Consider the following 16,907-nt stretch of genomic DNA (forward strand, 5'->3'; position numbering starts at 1 on the left):
TTTTGTTACCAGCCTCTGCCGGCTTTCGTGTGGTCGATGCTGCAGCTTACCTCGATCTTTCCGTTCGTTCCGTCCCAGTCCACGATCGTCAAACACGTTTCATGCACATATGGCGGTTCCCAAATACGACGGAGCGGACGATCTTCAAATCGGTTAATCAAAAGCTTGATCACAACGGTGTGCGTAACGAGCAGAACGTTCCCGCTCGAGGTCCGGCTGATGTCCTCCAAAAAGCCATTCACGCGCTTCTCCACTTCGCCGTACGTTTCGCCGCCGTTCGGCTGAAAGCGCTCCGGATCCTCCCAAAACGTCTGCCACGTCTTTTTTTCGGAAGGGTGCAGGTCTTCCTGACGCTTTCCTTCCATCGAACCGAGGCGCATCTCCTTTAAGCCCTCGTGCACGTGAATCTGCTGATCAGGCACAAGAATGTCAGCTGTCTGCTCTGCCCGCTTGAGCGGACTGGCCCATGCTTCATCAAAGGGAACCTCTTTGATCCTCTCCCGAAGCAGCCCGGCATCGCGGATTCCCGTCTGGGTGAGCGGCGAATCGCCCCATCCCTGCATCCGCTTTTCCACGTTCCATTCTGTCTGTCCGTGCCTCACGATATACAGTTTCATCGGCATCCTCCCTTTCTATGCTTCTCTTTACTTCCCTGCTGGCCGTGCATTTTCCTGCCTGCTGTTAGCTTTCCGGCTGAGCGGGTATGAGTAAACGGACGACGAAAGGAGGAGGAAAAAATGGATTCCAAACAAGCGAAAGACCGCTACAGCTCCATTTACGATCTGCGCTCACGGGGTGTCTTTTTCGTCTCTGTCCGGGACGGGGATCGGGGCCACTTTCATTTCGGCTGCTGGAGCACTCAGTGCTCGCATGAGCCGCCGCAGATGATCACGTGCTTTCCGAAAGAGTTCGAAGGGACAAAGCTGCTTGAAACCTCTAAACGGTGGGGACTCAGCATGGCCGCAGCCGATCAGGAGCAGCTCCACGATACGTTTTTCTCAGGCAGCCAGTCGATCGAGGCACTTGGCGAGGACCAGTTTTTCTACACGAAAAACGGTACGCCGATTTTAAAGGATGCCGTGGCCTATTTTGATATGGAGGTGCGCGAGCTGATCGACAGCGGCGATTTTGTGATCGCCATCGGCTATATTGTCGAAGGAGAGGCGCTTCATCCTGATAAAAAAACGTTGAACGTCGAATACCTTTCTGCCGAGCGCGACGACGATTACATGACCGGAGCGCTGACGCTTCCGTTTGACGGATTTGATTTGAAAAAGTAGCCGGACAGGAGGAGGCAGCGTTCATGATCAATCTGTTTGATGCTCATTTGCATATCATCGATCCAGCTTATCCGCTGCAGATGAACAACGGCTATAAACCGCCGGTATTCACCGTTTCTGACTACGAAAAACAGCGCGCGTGGCATAATGGCGGCGGAGCTGTCGTTTCCGGATCGTTTCAAGGCTTCGACCAAACGTATGTAACCAATGCGCTCAGGCAGCTTGGCAGCGGCTATGTCGGCGTCACCCAGCTGCCTTCCTCTGTGACAGCAGAGGAAGTGGCTGCGCTGCATCAGCAAAGCATCCGCGCCCTGCGGCTGAACCTGTACCGCGGCGGGTCTGCGGAGCTGAACGATCTCGAGAGGCTCGCTGATCTCGTTTACGAGACCGCCGGCTGGCATGTCGAGCTGTACGCCGATGCCCGTACACTCGCCGATATCCGTCCGTCCATCACCCGCCCGGAGCGGATATCCATCGATCACCTTGGTCTGCATCCAGAGGGCCTTCCCGCTCTGCTCGACCTCGTTTCAAATGGAGCTGCAGTGAAAGCGACCGGCTTCGGACGCTATCAGGGAAACCCGATCGAGGCAATGGTGCAGATTAACGAGGAAAACCCCGAAGCGCTTATGTTCGGCACTGACCTCCCTTCAACAAGAGCGCCCGTTCCTTTTTCCGATAAGGATATTGAACGCGTGCAGCATGCTTTCTCCAATAGCGAACGTATTTTCCATCACAATGCACGACGCTGGTACCGCCTGACTGACTGATTCACCGAAAGGCGCGGAGCAAAGATCTTCTTCTTTACTCCGCGCCTTTTTGCTATGCTATACTAATTATAGATATTAAGACTCTTTAATTACGTTAAAAAGGAGCGCTGCAGATGAAATACGCGCAGGCTACGAACTATGCCCTTCACACAATGGTCTATTTAGCGAGCATTTCTCCCGATTCGCTCGTCGGCGTCCGGCCGCTTGCAGAGCTGCAAAGCGTCTCAACCACGTACTTATCCAAAATATTGACGAAGCTTGCCAAAGAAGACCTTGTTTCCTCCAGCCCCGGTGTCAACGGAGGCTACCGGCTTGCCCGTTCCGCCGATTCGATCACGTTTCTCGACATCATTGAAGCCGTCGAAGGAAGGCAGGCGATTTTAACGTGCCAGCTTGCCGGAGTCGAAAAAGAAGAGGCGTGCGTCATTCAGCAGAAGATGGAAATCGGGGAACAACAGCTGAAGTCCTATCTATCAGGCATTACGATTCTGGAAATTGTAGAGGAGCTGGATGAGAGTGTGAAATCATTTCTGCTGAAGCACCAGCGTTAGGAGGAAGAAGCGATGTATAACGGAAAATCAAGAGAATACTGGTTCCGGCGTACGCTTCTTGTCACTGCTCTGGCACAGGTACTCGCTGGTGGCGGGCTCGCAGCCGGAATCACCGTCGGTTCCCTGCTCGCCCGCGACATGACCGGAACCGCTACCGCCGGCGGACTGCCGATTGCAGTCTTTACGCTGGGATCGGCGCTCGCTGCCTGGCTCGTCGGGAAAGCAAGTCAGAAATATGGACGGCGGAAAGGGCTGTCTGCCGGCTTTTACACCGGGGCCATCGGCTCTCTCGCTGTCGTAGCCGCTGCCGCTTCCGGTCATTTTCTTTTGCTTCTGCCGGCGTTGTTTATTTACGGTGCGGGGATGGCGACGAACCTGCAGGCGCGCTTTGCCGGGACCGATCTTGCTGCGGAAAATCAGCGTGCGACTGCGATCAGCCTTGTTCTCGTTGCGACGACATTCGGTGCTGTCGCCGGTCCGTTTCTTGTCGATGTGACAGGGATCGCAGCAGCCTTCATTGGCCTGCCTCCGCTGAGCGGCCCCTTTCTCTTTGCTGCTTTTGCATATGCTGGCGCGGGACTTATTTTAACTTTGTTTCTGCGTCCGGAACCGATGGAGCTTGCCCGCAAGCTGTCCACTCCGGCCGTGGAGGAAACCGTCTCCGCCCCTGCTGTTAGAACCGGCCTCTTTGCGGGCGTCTTTATCATGGTGCTCTCCCATTTTATTATGGTGGCGATTATGACGATGACGCCGATTCACATGGAAGGACACGGGCATCACCTGCAGGCCGTCGGACTCGTGATCGGGCTGCATATCGGAGCGATGTACCTGCCTTCCCTCGTTACCGGCCGCCTGATCGACCGGCTCGGGCGAAGGGTGATGACTGCCGCAGCAGGCGTCATTCTGCTCATCTCCGGCGTCATGGCTGCTTTGGCAGGCCCTTCTCTCGTTCTGATTACGACCGCGCTGATCCTGCTCGGGATCGGCTGGAACATCGGGCTGATCAGTGGTACAACGGTAATCGTTGATTCTGCGCCAGCAAAAGAAAGAGCCGCTGTACAAGGCCGGGCCGATATTTTCGTCGCCCTCTCCGGCGCCTCCGGCGGTGCCCTTTCCGGCATGGTCGTCGCCGGCACAAGCTTTCCGTTTCTCGCAGCAGCCGGCGGACTGCTGTCGCTGCTTCTGCTGCCGCTCGTGTTTCCGAAAAAACGAATTCTGCCAGTGCAATCATAAAAGGCTGTGTCTTAGGATAAGTAGTTCAGTTAATGTGGAGAAAATGTTAAAAAACATACCAAATCACATTGTAATTTTCACCCTAAATATCGGGTGAAATAACTACAATATTAACACACTAAAAGGCTTGGATATTTAATCCAAGCCTTTTTATTGAATTTCTGCTATGAACTGTTGTACTTCTTTTGGCGACTTTAATACAATGATTTTCTTTTCAGTAGATAATTGTTGAAGTCTATTTAGGATTTCTGGTCTTTTCGTTTTAGGATAGTTCCATATCCATTTGAAAAAATCTAAATCAAATCTTTCTTCGCAACCTTCTGCCATATCTGGTCTTGTTTTATTTCGATACTGCAACATTCTTTTAAATGCACGATAAACACATATGGTTCTGTGGATATCAAGAAAAATAACAGTATCTGCTGCGTTAAGCCTTATATCCATCGTTCCCCCATAATTCCCATCAATAATCCATTCTTCATTTTTTACTAATTCATTCTGGACTTTTCTTTGTTCATCTTTAGGGACACCCTCCCAATTAGGTTTCCAAAATAACGCATCGAGGTGATATACATTTATTTCTAACTTTTCACCTATTTTTCTTGCCAATGTTGATTTTCCTGACCCTCCCGAACCAATTAGTAATATTTTCTTCATATTATCCCCCTTAGTACATCCATTCTCACTCAAATTTATTTTAACATAAAATTTCCATTTCCCTTTCATAAAAAAGATAGTACGTTTGCCATTAAACGTACTATCTTTGATATATTATGTCTTTTAAATCGAACGCTTTCTCTGTTATACCTAATCGTTGTGCAGGGGTTAAGTTCTTTCCATCGGCTGATTTATAGGTTTCACAAAAGTTGTAGAATGTCCTTAAAATAGTCAATGAGTATTGAGCATACTTCGGGTTAAAATTGGCATAAATATAACTCTTTCCATCTCCTCTGGCTGTCATCAATGGTCTTTCAAGAATAGACAACCTTCTACGAATTTGTTGGATAAAGCTATTAGTAGCATTGTCGTTAACATTCAATACCATTTTCGCAATTTCCCTTGGTTCAAGAGAAGATAAATCAGTTGTACAATCGACATTGTGAAATCCTTTATCTCTCGATGCTAATGGATGTGTTATTGGAGTTTTAGCCCAATCGTTATAAGAGTGAGTTGGTGTTTGGATTTCATTATGAAACTGATGCGTTTCTAATAGCTCTTTTAAATATGAATAGGCTAATTTACGCAAGTTTTTCGTTTCGTATCCTCTGTGAAATCCCCAATCCAATAAATCTGATTTTGCATCATCAAACTCTTCTAAACATTGTTTTCTGCTTTTGTTCTTATCAAGCAAACAGAGGAAGTGGTGTGCATCCGACATTCTTACTTCTTTCGAAAACACTCTAAAAAAGGCGGTCATTATAGAAGCATCATTATCGCTAATCATTCTCCATTCACCAGTTTGTACCATTTGTTTAATCAGCCAAAAGTGTGCCATTGTCGTGTAGGTAGGATTAACGTGAAGCCCATCAACATATTGCATTCGTTTTTTAAACTCGTTAAGTTCCGTTCGATATTCGTGATGTGTTTGGGTATCGTTCGGTGTCGGTTCTTGTGGGTAATAAGAAAAGTCCAAACGGTTATTTTTCTTACTGAAATCATTCAAATGGTCTTCTTTATAAACCATCGTATCAAGTTTTAAATCCTCTACGGTCATTTCCCAATCATAAGCAACGTCTGACCGAAAAACATATCGTGAAATGGTATCCGCTGAAACAACCACATAAGTCTGTACTTGACTATCTTCTAAACCAGAATACTTTTGACCGCCTTGACCTTTCTTGCGAACATTATTAAGGTTGTAGTGCATTTTATCAGTATTCAACCACATTTCTTTGAATGTTTTATTGGTCAAAGGAGCTGTTTCATACTTCTCTAAGAATTCCAAACAACAACGGTACAACCATTCCAATTTATGGTAGTAAGTGCCGACACCGATTTCTAAAATATCGCAAGTTCGACTGATTGGCATTTTGTTTAATAGTAGTTTCGCAAACATCGGAAGAATATCATTCTTCTTTTGACGATAGGTAGTGGATTGACGCTTGTTTGGAAGAATACTTGTCTTTTTCTTACACACTTTACATTGCCATCGTTGAGCATTATTCAATGTCTTTCCTTGTTTATAGAACTGGCTTGGCGTTTCAAAAGGAGTTAGATGAACAACCATACAGTTTTCATTATGGAAGTTGTATTCTGGCTCAACATCTTGGGTCTGGTTGATACGCACAAGTCTCGAAATCTCTTCTGCAACAGACCAATTCGAAATAGCAGTTGAATAACAATTCAAAGTCATACCACTACTTGGGTGGATAGGGTCTGGATTACACACAAGCATTTTCTTACTGCTTTTACCGCTCAACTTGTATCTTGACGGCTTACCTTTGACAGTTTCAAACTTCACTTGTTCTTGACCGCACCATTTACAGAAAGGGTTCGTGCAGAAGTTGTATTGAATTGTATGTGTATTTCCATTCCAAGTAAATTCAATTGGGAGAAACAACATATGATTATAACGGAAGGCGAATTTCTTATCCGATAGGAATTTATATTGTTCCTTTCTATCATTCAATTCATCTTCATTAACAGGGTTATGAACAACAACGATGCCATCTTCTTTTGTAACTAATCGTTGTAATTTAGCCAAGTTTTTGTTCCTCCATTATATCCTCTAACCCCATTTTTCGTAGCATTCTTTTGTTGTTCCGTATGCCATCAACCCATTTTAGAAACTCTTCATCATTAAGAAGATTTTTTAAGAATATATCTACTACTTCGCTCTCGCTGTATTCGCAGTATTCCGCATAGTTTTTTACTATTTCTCGGACTTGTTCAGATATTAGCCAATCCACTTTATCAGCATTATTATTCTTAGGCTTGATGAATTGCACGATATTTTTCACTCCTTTTAAATGCAGTCCAATTAACATAGTAAATAACACCTATTTTAACACCCATATTTTCACCTTGACAATAGTTATTGTCACTCTATTATTTAGTATGCTATTTCCTATGCTATTTTATACATTTTTTAAGCGAAAACGTTATTATATCAATAAAAATAAAAGACCAAATCACTATGCGATTTGGTCTTAGAATTTATATGCGATTTCTAATGTTTCTCCACAAAAACTGAACTACTTAATCTTAGGAGACAGCCTTTTTTCTGAGGTGATCAATAGTGCCACAACTGTAACTCGCGGACGTCGAATGGATACTATGTACACAATAAGGCCGGTCATCGTCTGCAATAACCGGCCCGCTTTGTTTTAACCAGGTGAACTTATGCCTTTACCGCTTCGACGGTAATAACCTCTGCAGCATCGACTGGCGCTTTGCCATATTCATACCCTCCTGAAAAGGTAATCTCTGAAAAGCCAGCTTCGCGCAGCATCAGCGCTGCTTCTTCAATTCCGAGCCAGCGCAGCGGAAACAGTTCAAGCTCCGTTTCGACGAGCTTCCCTTTCCGCCAGCGTTCGTAGCGGTTGCGGTCAATCGTTTTCTGGTTCAGATAATCAACTTCGACCGTCACAGACTCAAGCGTAATGCGGTCTTCTCCATCTTCCCATTCCCGAAAGCGGAGTCCCGGCTCTGCTCCTGTGAAGAGATAGAAATCCGCAATCAGCTTTCCACCTGGCAGCAGACACCCGGAAAGCTGCTGAAACGCACGCTGGATCATCCCCGGCTCATGCAGCAGCTGCAGCGTACCGGCCGGAATGATTGCCGCTTCGTACTTACACGAGAGCTCCGCAGATTCCATCGTGCCCTCAAACAGCACCGGATCAAGTCCTCTCGCCTCCGCCTCTTTCCGGCACAGGTCCAGCATTGGAGCTGACGGATCGAATCCTTCTACGTCTATGCCTGCTTCCAGAAGCGGAATCATCATCCGCCCGCTTCCACAGGCCGGTTCCAGCACCGGTCCCTTCACATCCTGAAGCCGTTCTTTATAATATTCCACATCTCCAAACGAATGACCGGCCGGCTTATCCAGCACGTACACCCGCGATGACAGCGTTCCATACATCCGCCTCACCTCCACTGGAATTTATACGACAGAAAAGAGGAGAATCCTTTATTCTTCGCAGGAATTTATTAGATAAAGAATGGTGTGGGAAGTTTTGCCTGATTAATAAACAAAAACGACCGCAGCAGCGGCCGTAATGTGATTTGTGTTATTCATCGATCGGCGTCAGAGTATATGGCGTTCGTGCATCAATCATGTAGTCTTCAAATAGAAAAATAGCTACTTCCTCCACACCATGGTCCGGCCGTGTACTTAAAATCAGGTTATATTCAAGTGATCCGGAACCGCTGTAGACTGCAAAGTTACTTCCACTCCCGATAGGTTCCGCCATGTATCTGCCGGGCTCCATATCAATCCCGACGATCGCTGTGCCCGCCGGGTAGCTGACCGGCTCTGCCTGTTTAGCTGTGATGGAGCTGCCGATCGCATCAAGCTCTTCTTCTTTTGATTCAATATCTGCAAGCAGATTCTCTAGTTCGTCCGATTTCGCTTCCAGCTCCTGTTCAAGTTCAGCCAGCTCTGCAGCTATCGTTTCTTCCTGATCGGCTTTCTGTGCTTCATAGTCTTCTTCCAGACCCGCGATATCTTCCCGCAGCTCTTCTTCCCGTTCCAGCAGCGCTTCAGCCCGGTCAATGTCCTCCTGCATGGCTTCCAGCTTTTCCTCTGAAACCGTCGTTTCCTCTCCCAGCTCCTCAAGCAGCGCTTCATGCTCCTGCAGCTGTTCCTGAAGCGACAGCGTCTGATCCTCTGCTGCAGCAGCTTCGCCTTCCATTTCCTGTATGAAATCAGTGATGTCTGTGTAGGCGATCATCTGCGTGCCAAACTCTTCTTCAGCTGTCATCGCTCCAAACACGCTGCCTCCAACCCAGACTGCAATCAAAAGCAATGCGGCTGCCGATCGTTTACCCCATTTGGAACGAAAGAAACGCATGCTACCACCCCTTTTATTGATATCAAAGGTGACTGCTCATGGTGTTTCTTTTATTATACCGCAGCATAATTCTATATGCCTATGACTTTTCTTTTAAAAATTCATTATAACCGCAACGCTTTCCTCGTTCAAAAAAGACATGCCTTCCCCAGTCTGCTATCATAGGCAATACCAGCTTTAGACAGGAGAGGTTTGCATGTGGACGATTTGTTTCCGAGAGTTTAGAGAGCTGATGTCCGGTTTCCGGCCGCTGCTGATTGCGGCGGTGCTGTTTGTGGTGTCTTACTATACCGCACAGGCTGCTGAGCTGATTCCGGATGGGATGGGCAACTTGTCTCAGGAGGAAGCGTACGTGGCCGGCATGCGCGCGGCACTCTATGTATTCGGGTATTTATTCGTTTTTACACTCTCGCACAACGTCGTCAATAAAGAGCTCGAAGCACGCACGATCCGCTTTCTTGTGACGAAAGCATCGCGCTCGGCGATCATTTATGGAAAGACGCTCGGCACGTTCTTATTCTGGGCACTGCTGCTTCTGTTGAATACGATTCTGATCAGCTATACAGCCGGCACGTTTTATTTGATCGACTATCTGGAGTTTCTCATTTTTATCTTTTACGGCGTGAGCGCAGCGGTGCTTCTTTCCATCCTCATTCCGCGTTCAGCCTATACGATGTTTTTCGGCGTGATTGCAGCCTTTGCCCTCCCGGCGCTATCGTTCTGGTCCATGCTCAGTGAGGAATGGTACATCACGTGGGTGAAATTCGTGACGCCTTACTACTACTTTCAGTTCGACTTGTTCTATATGGCGGTACCATTCGTAATCGGTCTATTATTTTATTCAGCGGCAGACCGGCTGTTTCAGAGGAGGGACGTATGATGCGGATCATTCGCACAGAGAACCTGGTTAAATCATTTGGCCGTGAACGCGTTGTGGACGGCATTTCGCTCGACGTCTATCAAGGAGAACTCTTCGGCTTCCTCGGTCGGAATGGTGCCGGGAAATCGACCTTTATCAATCTCATCACTGATATCATGAAGCCGGACAGTGGAGACGTCTACTTGTTTGAAGAAAAATTTGGAGTTGATGCAGTAAAAGACCGCATCGGGGTCCTCCCGGATTATTCCTCCTTTTACGATCAGCTCACCGGATTGAAGCACCTGCAGTTTTTCAGCCGTTTGAGCGGAAAGCCCGCGTCGAAAAAACGATCATTCGAGGTGCTGGCGCAGGTTGGACTGGAGGAGGCAGCCCGTTGGAAGGTCGGAACCTATTCCTTCGGGATGAAAAAGAAGCTCGGCGTTGCTCAGGCGCTGATTCATGATCCGGAGCTCCTCATTCTCGATGAACCGACGTCCGGGCTTGACGCTGAGTCCGTGATTCATATGCAAAAGCTTGTACAGGAGCTCAACCGTGAAGGAAAAACGATTTTTATGACGTCCCATAACCTGCCGGAAGTAGAAAAAATCTGTTCGCGCATTGCCATCATGAAGGAAGGTACGATTGCGCTCGAAGGCTCGTTGAAGGAGCTGCAGCAGCAGTTCCAGGCAACCTTCATGGTGACAATTGATACAGGCACTACGCTCGCGGACGATGATAAAGCACGCATCAGCCGCGGGCTGGCCGATAAAAAACGGGACGGCTCGTGGGAAGACGGACTTCTGCGCGTGGAAACAGCGTCCGAGGATGCCATTCCTTTGCTCGTCCAGCAGCTCGTTCAGCTGCATGTCCCGATTTACGGCGTCAGCGTGGAACAGCCTTCCCTGGAGGATATCTTCCTGCATGAGCCGGAGCAGGTATCCGATTACCTGTACAAAACATGACCATTTACTCAAAAATCATTACACAAGGTTGCCGTTCTGTAAATCGGGAATAGACTGATTACACGCTCGTGCGAAAGGCGGTGACCAGCTATGAGCGCAAAATTAATGGTAATTCTGGTCGGTATTGCAGCGACCCTTCACCTCTTCGTCCGTGACTATCCGTTCGGCGGCGTTGTGCAGACGTTGTTCGACTTGTTCATACTCACGTTAGTGGCCGTGACAGTCGGCCGGCTTCTGATCGTCAAAATTGACAGGGAACGCAGCGAACCCCCAGTCAAAAAACGTCAGAATACGCTGAAAGAGACGGATTAACCTCCGTCTCTTTTTCCTATGCGTGCTTTTTTTGATAACAGGCGGTCTTTTCCTTATGAGTACGCCTGTTCCGTTTGTACGAATCTGTGTCATTATCACGTGGCCTCGTATTCCTTTAATCGTTATGCCGCTTTTGCATGCTTATCCCACGCCAGCCGCATTGAACCGGACGATTCGGCTGTGCGTTTACGATTCAAATGGCCGGTCGATCATCCTGCAGATTTCCTCGACCCAGTCCCGCTTTTCCGGCATATCCAGGGAAGCGCAGACCCGGCTGTGCACGTTTAAAAACATCGGAATAAACAATCTCGCCCGGTCGATCGGTTCTGTCACTCGGCTGAGGGCCTGCAGCTGCTTTTGTTCCGCCTCCATAAGACGTGATCTAGGTCCTTCGAGCTTGCTCCAACTGCCGAATCCATCCGGCATGTCACCGCGGGCCATGAGCCATCCGGCTGCCAGTGACCAGCTCAGCATGTCTGCACACTGCCGGGCGTAATGCTGCTCGTCCCGTTCAGTGCGGCGGCGGATTTCATGCAGATACGCAAACACTTTTCCACGCCAACGCTCCACGTCTTCTGCGGAGGGCTTCCGCGTCGTCCCGGCCGACTGCTGTTTGAGGGCTGCAAGCGTTTCGTCCGGATCATACACAACCCAGATCGACCGGAAGAACGGATCTGGCTTCAGCTCGGACTGCCGGTAATAAAAGCAGTCGATTTTCACGAAGGAGCGGTAATGAATAATTGTATAGGGCAGATGCTTTCCCGGATCTTCATAAAACAAGACATTTCCCCACCGCTCCGGACGTACTTGTTTTTCGGCAATAAATGCTGAAAAAGACGCATCATCCACTACGATTCGCACGTCAATATCAGACCACGTATCGGTTTCCCCGGTGGCAACCGAGCCTCCGTAAAAAACACCGCGGACAGCTTCCACCTGCATCAAATCGACTTCAAGTGCCCGACACAACCGCTCCCGGACCGTCTGCCGCTGATCGATCATAGCGGATCCCTTTTCAGAAAGGCGGTCGTACAGTGGACGGCGCCCCAGCCCTTCATCAGCTCTCCAAGCTCCACTTCTGTAACGGTGATGCCGGCGTTCTCATACACCTGTCTCGTATTCGGACAGCCCGCGGGCATGAGGATATGACCCGGCTCCAGTGCCACGACGTTTAATGCCATCCCCTGCTTGATTTCGTCGATGTCTGTGACTTCAATCAGTTCGATCCCGAGCTCCTGCAGCTCCTGGGCGGTATCGTAGGCGAGATGCCACGGAAATACAGCCAGCTTGTGACGATCGACCATATTCATGTACCCGTCCAGATGAATCGATCCGTACGGAATCGGAGTGTGCAAAATCGTCTCTACGCCCATGTTCTTAAGCTCCGTTTCCACCTGCCGGATCCCCTCTTTATTCGCACGGCTGCCGCTGCCGAGCACGACCGTTTCCCGGTCGATCCACATCGCACACGCCCCTTCAAAAAAACCCCTGCCGTTGATCGTTTTGATGATCGGCACACCGAGATCCGCCAGTGTTCGTGCTACAGCCTTTTCTTCTCCGCGGCGCGACGGAACAGCAGGCCGGGAAACAATCGCTCCCTCCGGTGTCATCAGCATTAAATCACGCATAAACATGGCATTCGGCCGATCGGTCCGCTGATGGCAGACGTAGTGCACTTCCACACCGTGATCCCGGTAAACATCCGCCATCGCATCATGCTCCGCACGGGCTTTTTCCGCGTTGATCGCCCCGCGAAAGCGGACATCTGCTGCGATTTCATCGGTGATGCCGTCGATTTCCGGGCCCGGCCGGTGCATCAGCACAGACCGCAGCCTGCCAACCTCCGAATCACAGTACCAGTCACCCCAAAGCTCTGTCATCTCCTCTGAAAACGTCTTTTCGGACGGGAACCAGCGCTCTCCTTGTACCTTTACCATCGCTTCCGCCTCCTCCTTGTCAGTAAACCCGGTTCAAATAATAAACCAGGTTGTCGGTCCATTCCCCAAACTCGTAAATGAAGCGTTCACGCGTGCATTCGTACTGCATCCCGGATTTCTCCGCCGTGCGGATCGAGGCGTCGTTATCCAAATTAATATGCGCTTCGATCCGGTGATAGTCAAGCTCTGTGAAGCCGATGTGCAGCGCATGCTGCAGGGCTTGGAAGCCGAAGCCTCTGCCCCAGTACTGGTTGTGAATCTGGTATCCGATCCGGCCCCACTGGTAGTCGCGGTCCAGTGTTGAAAAGTCGACCGCCCCCAGATGCCGGCCGTTCTCATGAAAGACGCCGTAAACGTAGGTGCCGTCCTCTTCCGCAAGCTGTCGGTGCCGAGCGAGAATGCCCACAAACCATTCCTCTGTGCAGACGGACATATCCAGCTGTCCTTCATCATGCCGGTGCTGCGACGGATGCCGGCTGCTGTAGCTTTTGTACCAGGCAGCAAAATCCCTCTGCAAAAGCGGCCTCAGCGTCAAGCCGCCCCTACGGTGATCCGTTCGTCTGTCCGTTTTTTCCGTATCCATTGATCACGTTCACCGCCTCTTCCAGTGTCGCGGCGCCTTCGACTGCAACGCTTGCGCCGTACTTTACTTTTGCCTGCTGTGCTTCTGCTTTGTTTTCTGAGGGTACGATGAAGAGCGGGATTTGGTCCCGTTCTGCGATGAGCAGCTTTTCTTCGATCATACTGACGGGGGTGACGGTGCCGTCTGGTTCAATCGCGCCGGTGACGCTGACCGGCTCTTCCACCTGCAGGAATCCCTGCTCGCTCATCCCGGTCAGCACTAAGGCGAGTCCGGCGCTGTTGCCAACATAGGAATCCCGTTCAAAAAAGGAGTTGATCTCGGTCACGTCTGATTCCGGAAACGTTTGAACGGATTCCTGCATGTCGGCAAACTGGCTCCCCGGGCCGGGCCCGAACAGCTCCATCAGGTTCCGGTTTTTACTTCCGTAGCGGGTGCGGTTCGTCGTTTCATACGTGTCAAACACGTCGCTTCCTGCTGCTTCGACGCTTTCCACGGCAGCCTCTTCATCCAGAATAAACACGTCTGTCGTGCCGACCGCCATGACGTAAATGTTGGAGCTGCCGGTCACGTCCTCCGGCTCCCGGTAGGTCGTCACCATGTACGTGTGGCTTTCGTATTGCACGAGCGGCATCTCATACACGAGCAGGAGCGCGGTCCAGCCGATCGCAAACCCAGCGAGAAACACGACGGACGTATGCTGCCTGAAGGTGATGAGGACAAGCAGCCAGACGACTGTGCCGGCCAGAAGCCCGCCGTTCAAAAAGAACGCGCCCACAGCTCCGCTCAAATAGCCCATAAGAAGCGGTATATACAAGGCCGCCGTCAGCAGCAGGCTCATGCCGGCAAGCGTTGCTTTATGCGTTTGTTCCAGCCTCTCTGCCATCGGCCCGCCTCCCCGGCTCTACCGCTGGGCCAGTTCTCTTCGCATCATGCGGATCTGGCCGCGGTGACTGATTTCGTCCTCCACAACGTGCGTCCTGAAACGGAATGCCGCCCTCCCATTCGCCTTCTGTATACAGCCAGCTGTCACGTTTACGCTGCAGCTCCCGAAGCGTGACGGATCGTATATCTTCGAGCTGCTGCAGATAGTCCTGCAGCGATTTGCCGCGAAGCTTTTCCTGCGCATCGCCAAGCATCAGACCGGTCTGCCAGTCGTTCAGATCCTCCGGCTTTGGATCTCGCTCTTCAAGCGTGATGATTTGATGCACGTATTCAATTGCGGCCAGGTGCTCCAGCAGAGCTCCGATTGCATTCCCTCCCGGCGGTCGCCGGTCCAGCTCCTCCTGAGTAATCCCCTCCAGATCGGCAAGTGTCATGCCCCGCATCGTTTCCATAAACGTGACGAGCTCTCCGATTTTCGTATCGTAGCCTGCCTGTGGTTCGAGCTTAAATTTCATCGGTCTCCCCCTCTTTTTTCCTGACTTACCTGTTTCTGCAGCTCTATCTGAAAACCCTGCTGCCGGCCCACAAAAAAATAAAAAGAAAAAGCTTCCTTTTTTCCAGAAAGAAGCATATGATCTTCTTATTACATAACCAGGAGGAACGAACGATGAAACTAGGAATAGCTTTTCTGTTTTGCTTACTGCTGCTGCCTGCTGCTGTTTTTGCTGCTCCATCCGGCCCTGCTTTTGACAAGCTGTTGCAGGACGTCTCGATGACAGAGTCGGAGATGCGCGAGTATTTGCCGACATGGGGGCTTGAACTGGAGGACTTTGAGGATGCGGAGGAGCTCCGGGCTTTTCTTGGCCCGGTTTTAACCGAAAGCGAGCTGGAGATGGTCCTGGCTGATTTTGAACTGACCGAAGCAGAAGCGCTGGAGCTGCTTGGCGTCGAGAGCCTGCTCGGCACGTACCGTTTTACAGATGACCTTTACAATGCTCTTTATGAAGCCACTCTCACTCCGATCACGGATACTTCACTGCAGGCGTTTCTCGACGCCCGCGGCATGACGTACGAGGAGTTAAAAGAGCTGCTGGAAGCAAACGACGATTCCCTTTCCTATTATGAGTTCATCGAAGACCTCGAATGGGCAGTGGACTTCTACGAGGGCTGGGAGGAGTGGGACGAATCAGAAGATTTCTGGGACGCCGAATCTCTCGCGCTGTTTGACGCAGTCGGCCTAACGCTTGAAGAAATCGATGCGCTGCTGGAGCATTTTTGGACGCTTCCGCTTGATGACGATGCGTTCTGGGAAGAGCTTGATGCTATCGCAGCGGCACTGGAACAGTTTCCGATGAGTGACGATCCGGCTGACTTTACCGCTTCCGACCTGCTGGAGCTGTTTGACTTATTTCAGCGCGCGCTGCAGCTGTTTGAGCTGGATGCCTCCTTTTACCTCGTAAAAGACGGGGAAAAGGTGTCGTATTCACTGGCTGACTTATTTTCGATGACGTCCACCGGCGGAGCGGATCTGCTGATTGAGCTGTATAACCTTGACGGCGTTTTTCTCGCCGACCTGCTGCTCAAGGCCGATCTGTTTCATGAAGAGCTCGGCAGCCAGGCCGGCGGCACGCTAAACGGACTGCAGGACGTGCAGGAGGTACGCGAAGCAGCGCCGGCAGCACCGGCTCTTGAGGAGGCCCCTCCTTCTCACGTCAAAGAAAAAGAAACCGAACCCGCTGAAGGGGACCGGCTTCCAAACACAGCTTCTTCCTATATCGTTTCGATGCTTCTCTTCCTGCTCCTCGCCGGAGCGGGTAGTGCAGCTTTCCGAAAGCGTGCTGCCTGAGCGATTAACCGGCGGGCTCGATGCATTCCGGACCGTTATGTTTAGGGGAATTCACGATCTGCGGCACCCGGTAGGCTTCCATTTTCTCTGCCGGATACGGCGTTAACAGCCCGCGCAGCTTCTCCGTGTCCTGAACCGAGCGGTCGAGCCAAATGCTTCGGGCGGCTTCATCCAGAATGACCGGCATCCGGTCGTGAATGTCTTCCATCAGGCTGTTTGCTTCTGTTGTTAAAATGGTGCACGACTGCACGATGCTCCCGTCCGGAGCTTCCCACCTGTCCCAAAGACCGGCAAGCGACATCACCGGCTCTTCGGACAGGCGGATCCGGTACGGGAGCTTTTCATTGTTCTCCCGCTTCCATTCGTAAAAGCTGTCTGCCGGAATGATGCAGCGCCGCTTGTAAAACAGCTTTTTAAAGGATGGTTTCTCATGTACCGTTTCCGAGCGGGCGTTGATCATCTTCCATCCGATTTTTTCATCCTTGGCAAAGGACGGAACCAGCCCCCAGCGAAGCTTGCCTGCCCGGTTCTTTTCCCCATCGTGTACGATCGCCGTAATTTGCTGGGACGGGGCCGTATTGTAGCTCTGTTCAAGCTCGGGGACGTACTCCAGTCCATACAGACGCATCAGCTCGTCTTCATCAATCAAAAACGTAAATCTGCCGCACATGGCTTTTCCCTCC

Annotated in this window: 20 protein-coding genes; 8 read left to right on the forward strand and 12 right to left on the reverse strand. The window is 50.3% G+C overall.

The features are described 5' to 3' along the window. Nucleotides 1–5: 5 nt before the first annotated feature. Nucleotides 6–617 carry a histidine phosphatase family protein gene (locus ACSZLD_RS07400; protein WP_377908669.1) on the reverse strand — a complete coding sequence of 204 codons (612 nt, stop codon included), beginning with the start codon at nucleotides 615–617 and terminating at the stop codon, nucleotides 6–8. Between the two features lie 120 nt (nucleotides 618–737). Between ACSZLD_RS07400 and ACSZLD_RS07405 the strand changes: the two genes are divergently transcribed. The 4 genes from ACSZLD_RS07405 to ACSZLD_RS07420 all read left to right on the forward strand — a co-directional run bounded on the left by ACSZLD_RS07405 (nucleotide 738) and on the right by ACSZLD_RS07420 (nucleotide 3,831). Then, nucleotides 738–1,280, forward strand: coding sequence for a flavin reductase family protein (locus ACSZLD_RS07405; RefSeq protein WP_444684767.1), 543 nt, complete (start codon nucleotides 738–740; stop codon nucleotides 1,278–1,280). A 23-nt stretch (nucleotides 1,281–1,303) separates the two neighbouring features. Further along, nucleotides 1,304–2,047 (forward strand): amidohydrolase family protein, encoded by a 744-nt coding sequence (locus tag ACSZLD_RS07410; protein WP_444684768.1) that lies wholly within the window; start codon nucleotides 1,304–1,306, stop codon nucleotides 2,045–2,047. A gap of 113 nt (nucleotides 2,048–2,160) precedes the next feature. After that, nucleotides 2,161–2,598, forward strand: a complete 438-nt coding sequence (locus ACSZLD_RS07415; RefSeq protein WP_444684769.1) for an Rrf2 family transcriptional regulator — start codon at nucleotides 2,161–2,163, stop codon at nucleotides 2,596–2,598. A 12-nt stretch (nucleotides 2,599–2,610) separates the two neighbouring features. Further along, nucleotides 2,611–3,831, forward strand: coding sequence for an MFS transporter (locus ACSZLD_RS07420; protein WP_444684770.1), 1,221 nt, complete (start codon nucleotides 2,611–2,613; stop codon nucleotides 3,829–3,831). A gap of 150 nt (nucleotides 3,832–3,981) precedes the next feature. Here ACSZLD_RS07420 and ACSZLD_RS07425 read toward each other — a convergent pair whose 3' ends face one another. The 5 genes from ACSZLD_RS07425 to ACSZLD_RS07445 all read right to left on the reverse strand — a co-directional run bounded on the left by ACSZLD_RS07425 (nucleotide 3,982) and on the right by ACSZLD_RS07445 (nucleotide 8,843). Further along, complete coding sequence (locus ACSZLD_RS07425) at nucleotides 3,982–4,488, reverse strand: DNA topology modulation protein (RefSeq protein WP_444684771.1); 507 nt, start codon at nucleotides 4,486–4,488, stop codon at nucleotides 3,982–3,984. A 100-nt stretch (nucleotides 4,489–4,588) separates the two neighbouring features. Next, nucleotides 4,589–6,535, reverse strand: coding sequence for a transposase (locus tag ACSZLD_RS07430; RefSeq protein WP_444684772.1), 1,947 nt, complete (start codon nucleotides 6,533–6,535; stop codon nucleotides 4,589–4,591). Further along, on the reverse strand, nucleotides 6,528–6,818 hold the full coding sequence (locus ACSZLD_RS07435) for a hypothetical protein (protein WP_444684773.1): 291 nt from the start codon (nucleotides 6,816–6,818) through the stop codon (nucleotides 6,528–6,530). The genes ACSZLD_RS07430 and ACSZLD_RS07435 overlap by 8 nt, the downstream gene beginning before the upstream one ends. Nucleotides 6,819–7,171: 353 nt before the next feature. Next, nucleotides 7,172–7,912, reverse strand: coding sequence for a class I SAM-dependent methyltransferase (locus ACSZLD_RS07440; protein ID WP_377908664.1), 741 nt, complete (start codon nucleotides 7,910–7,912; stop codon nucleotides 7,172–7,174). Nucleotides 7,913–8,060: 148 nt separating this feature from the next. Further along, nucleotides 8,061–8,843, reverse strand: a complete 783-nt coding sequence (locus ACSZLD_RS07445; protein WP_444684774.1) for a hypothetical protein — start codon at nucleotides 8,841–8,843, stop codon at nucleotides 8,061–8,063. Nucleotides 8,844–9,039: 196 nt separating this feature from the next. Here ACSZLD_RS07445 and ACSZLD_RS07450 point away from each other — a divergent pair, with 196 nt between their 5' ends. From ACSZLD_RS07450 to ACSZLD_RS07460, 3 genes are all read left to right on the forward strand, one after another. Beyond that, the gene (locus ACSZLD_RS07450; RefSeq protein WP_377908662.1) at nucleotides 9,040–9,723 is read left to right on the forward strand and encodes an ABC transporter permease subunit; all 684 of its coding nucleotides are present in this window, start codon (nucleotides 9,040–9,042) and stop codon (nucleotides 9,721–9,723) included. Further along, nucleotides 9,720–10,664 carry an ABC transporter ATP-binding protein gene (locus ACSZLD_RS07455; protein ID WP_444684775.1) on the forward strand — a complete coding sequence of 315 codons (945 nt, stop codon included), beginning with the start codon at nucleotides 9,720–9,722 and terminating at the stop codon, nucleotides 10,662–10,664. Before ACSZLD_RS07450 ends, ACSZLD_RS07455 begins: the two co-directional genes overlap by 4 nt. A 90-nt stretch (nucleotides 10,665–10,754) precedes the next feature. After that, on the forward strand, nucleotides 10,755–10,976 hold the full coding sequence (locus ACSZLD_RS07460; RefSeq protein WP_444684776.1) for a hypothetical protein: 222 nt from the start codon (nucleotides 10,755–10,757) through the stop codon (nucleotides 10,974–10,976). Nucleotides 10,977–11,162: 186 nt separating this feature from the next. Here ACSZLD_RS07460 and ACSZLD_RS07465 read toward each other — a convergent pair whose 3' ends face one another. The 5 genes from ACSZLD_RS07465 to ACSZLD_RS07485 are packed head-to-tail and all read right to left on the reverse strand — an operon-like array spanning nucleotide 11,163 to nucleotide 14,893. Further along, nucleotides 11,163–11,978 carry a nucleotidyltransferase domain-containing protein gene (locus ACSZLD_RS07465; RefSeq protein WP_444684777.1) on the reverse strand — a complete coding sequence of 272 codons (816 nt, stop codon included), beginning with the start codon at nucleotides 11,976–11,978 and terminating at the stop codon, nucleotides 11,163–11,165. Beyond that, a complete protein-coding gene (locus tag ACSZLD_RS07470) occupies nucleotides 11,975–12,913 on the reverse strand; it encodes a dimethylarginine dimethylaminohydrolase family protein (protein WP_444684778.1) in 939 nt (312 codons plus the stop codon). Before ACSZLD_RS07470 ends, ACSZLD_RS07465 begins: the two co-directional genes overlap by 4 nt. 19 nt (nucleotides 12,914–12,932) lie before the next feature. Then, a complete protein-coding gene (locus ACSZLD_RS07475; RefSeq protein WP_444684779.1) occupies nucleotides 12,933–13,496 on the reverse strand; it encodes a GNAT family N-acetyltransferase in 564 nt (187 codons plus the stop codon). Beyond that, nucleotides 13,456–14,379, reverse strand: a complete 924-nt coding sequence (locus ACSZLD_RS07480; RefSeq protein WP_444684780.1) for a S16 family serine protease — start codon at nucleotides 14,377–14,379, stop codon at nucleotides 13,456–13,458. The genes ACSZLD_RS07475 and ACSZLD_RS07480 overlap by 41 nt, the downstream gene beginning before the upstream one ends. Continuing rightward, nucleotides 14,351–14,893 (reverse strand): mycothiol transferase, encoded by a 543-nt coding sequence (locus ACSZLD_RS07485; protein ID WP_444684781.1) that lies wholly within the window; start codon nucleotides 14,891–14,893, stop codon nucleotides 14,351–14,353. The genes ACSZLD_RS07480 and ACSZLD_RS07485 overlap by 29 nt, the downstream gene beginning before the upstream one ends. Before the next feature lie 152 nt (nucleotides 14,894–15,045). Between ACSZLD_RS07485 and ACSZLD_RS07490 the strand changes: the two genes are divergently transcribed. After that, entirely contained in the window at nucleotides 15,046–16,224 is a 1,179-nt protein-coding gene (locus ACSZLD_RS07490) for a processed acidic surface protein (RefSeq protein WP_444684782.1), read from the forward strand. A gap of 4 nt (nucleotides 16,225–16,228) precedes the next feature. Here ACSZLD_RS07490 and ACSZLD_RS07495 read toward each other — a convergent pair whose 3' ends face one another. After that, entirely contained in the window at nucleotides 16,229–16,894 is a 666-nt protein-coding gene (locus ACSZLD_RS07495) for an SOS response-associated peptidase (protein ID WP_377908653.1), read from the reverse strand. Between the last annotated feature and the right edge of the window lie 13 nt (nucleotides 16,895–16,907).

It is taken from the genome of Alkalicoccus luteus, assembly GCF_052061695.1.
Taxonomy (GTDB): Bacteria; Bacillota; Bacilli; order Bacillales; family Salisediminibacteriaceae; genus Alkalicoccus; species Alkalicoccus luteus.

What these genes read in the sequence shown, in the direction of transcription:
- ACSZLD_RS07400 (WP_377908669.1), bottom strand. Translation starts at nt 617, where the DNA reads ATGAAACTGTATATCGTGAGGCACGGACAGACAGAATGGAACGTGGAA.
- ACSZLD_RS07405 (WP_444684767.1), top strand. Translation starts at nt 738, where the DNA reads ATGGATTCCAAACAAGCGAAAGACCGCTACAGCTCCATTTACGATCTG.
- ACSZLD_RS07410 (WP_444684768.1), top strand. Translation starts at nt 1,304, where the DNA reads ATGATCAATCTGTTTGATGCTCATTTGCATATCATCGATCCAGCTTAT.
- ACSZLD_RS07415 (WP_444684769.1), top strand. Translation starts at nt 2,161, where the DNA reads ATGAAATACGCGCAGGCTACGAACTATGCCCTTCACACAATGGTCTAT.
- ACSZLD_RS07420 (WP_444684770.1), top strand. Translation starts at nt 2,611, where the DNA reads ATGTATAACGGAAAATCAAGAGAATACTGGTTCCGGCGTACGCTTCTT.
- ACSZLD_RS07425 (WP_444684771.1), bottom strand. Translation starts at nt 4,488, where the DNA reads ATGAAGAAAATATTACTAATTGGTTCGGGAGGGTCAGGAAAATCAACA.
- ACSZLD_RS07435 (WP_444684773.1), bottom strand. Translation starts at nt 6,818, where the DNA reads ATGTTAATTGGACTGCATTTAAAAGGAGTGAAAAATATCGTGCAATTC.
- ACSZLD_RS07440 (WP_377908664.1), bottom strand. Translation starts at nt 7,912, where the DNA reads ATGTATGGAACGCTGTCATCGCGGGTGTACGTGCTGGATAAGCCGGCC.
- ACSZLD_RS07445 (WP_444684774.1), bottom strand. Translation starts at nt 8,843, where the DNA reads ATGCGTTTCTTTCGTTCCAAATGGGGTAAACGATCGGCAGCCGCATTG.
- ACSZLD_RS07450 (WP_377908662.1), top strand. Translation starts at nt 9,040, where the DNA reads ATGTGGACGATTTGTTTCCGAGAGTTTAGAGAGCTGATGTCCGGTTTC.
- ACSZLD_RS07455 (WP_444684775.1), top strand. Translation starts at nt 9,720, where the DNA reads ATGATGCGGATCATTCGCACAGAGAACCTGGTTAAATCATTTGGCCGT.
- ACSZLD_RS07460 (WP_444684776.1), top strand. Translation starts at nt 10,755, where the DNA reads ATGAGCGCAAAATTAATGGTAATTCTGGTCGGTATTGCAGCGACCCTT.
- ACSZLD_RS07465 (WP_444684777.1), bottom strand. Translation starts at nt 11,978, where the DNA reads ATGATCGATCAGCGGCAGACGGTCCGGGAGCGGTTGTGTCGGGCACTT.
- ACSZLD_RS07470 (WP_444684778.1), bottom strand. Translation starts at nt 12,913, where the DNA reads ATGGTAAAGGTACAAGGAGAGCGCTGGTTCCCGTCCGAAAAGACGTTT.
- ACSZLD_RS07475 (WP_444684779.1), bottom strand. Translation starts at nt 13,496, where the DNA reads ATGGATACGGAAAAAACGGACAGACGAACGGATCACCGTAGGGGCGGC.
- ACSZLD_RS07480 (WP_444684780.1), bottom strand. Translation starts at nt 14,379, where the DNA reads ATGGCAGAGAGGCTGGAACAAACGCATAAAGCAACGCTTGCCGGCATG.
- ACSZLD_RS07485 (WP_444684781.1), bottom strand. Translation starts at nt 14,893, where the DNA reads ATGAAATTTAAGCTCGAACCACAGGCAGGCTACGATACGAAAATCGGA.
- ACSZLD_RS07490 (WP_444684782.1), top strand. Translation starts at nt 15,046, where the DNA reads ATGAAACTAGGAATAGCTTTTCTGTTTTGCTTACTGCTGCTGCCTGCT.
- ACSZLD_RS07495 (WP_377908653.1), bottom strand. Translation starts at nt 16,894, where the DNA reads ATGTGCGGCAGATTTACGTTTTTGATTGATGAAGACGAGCTGATGCGT.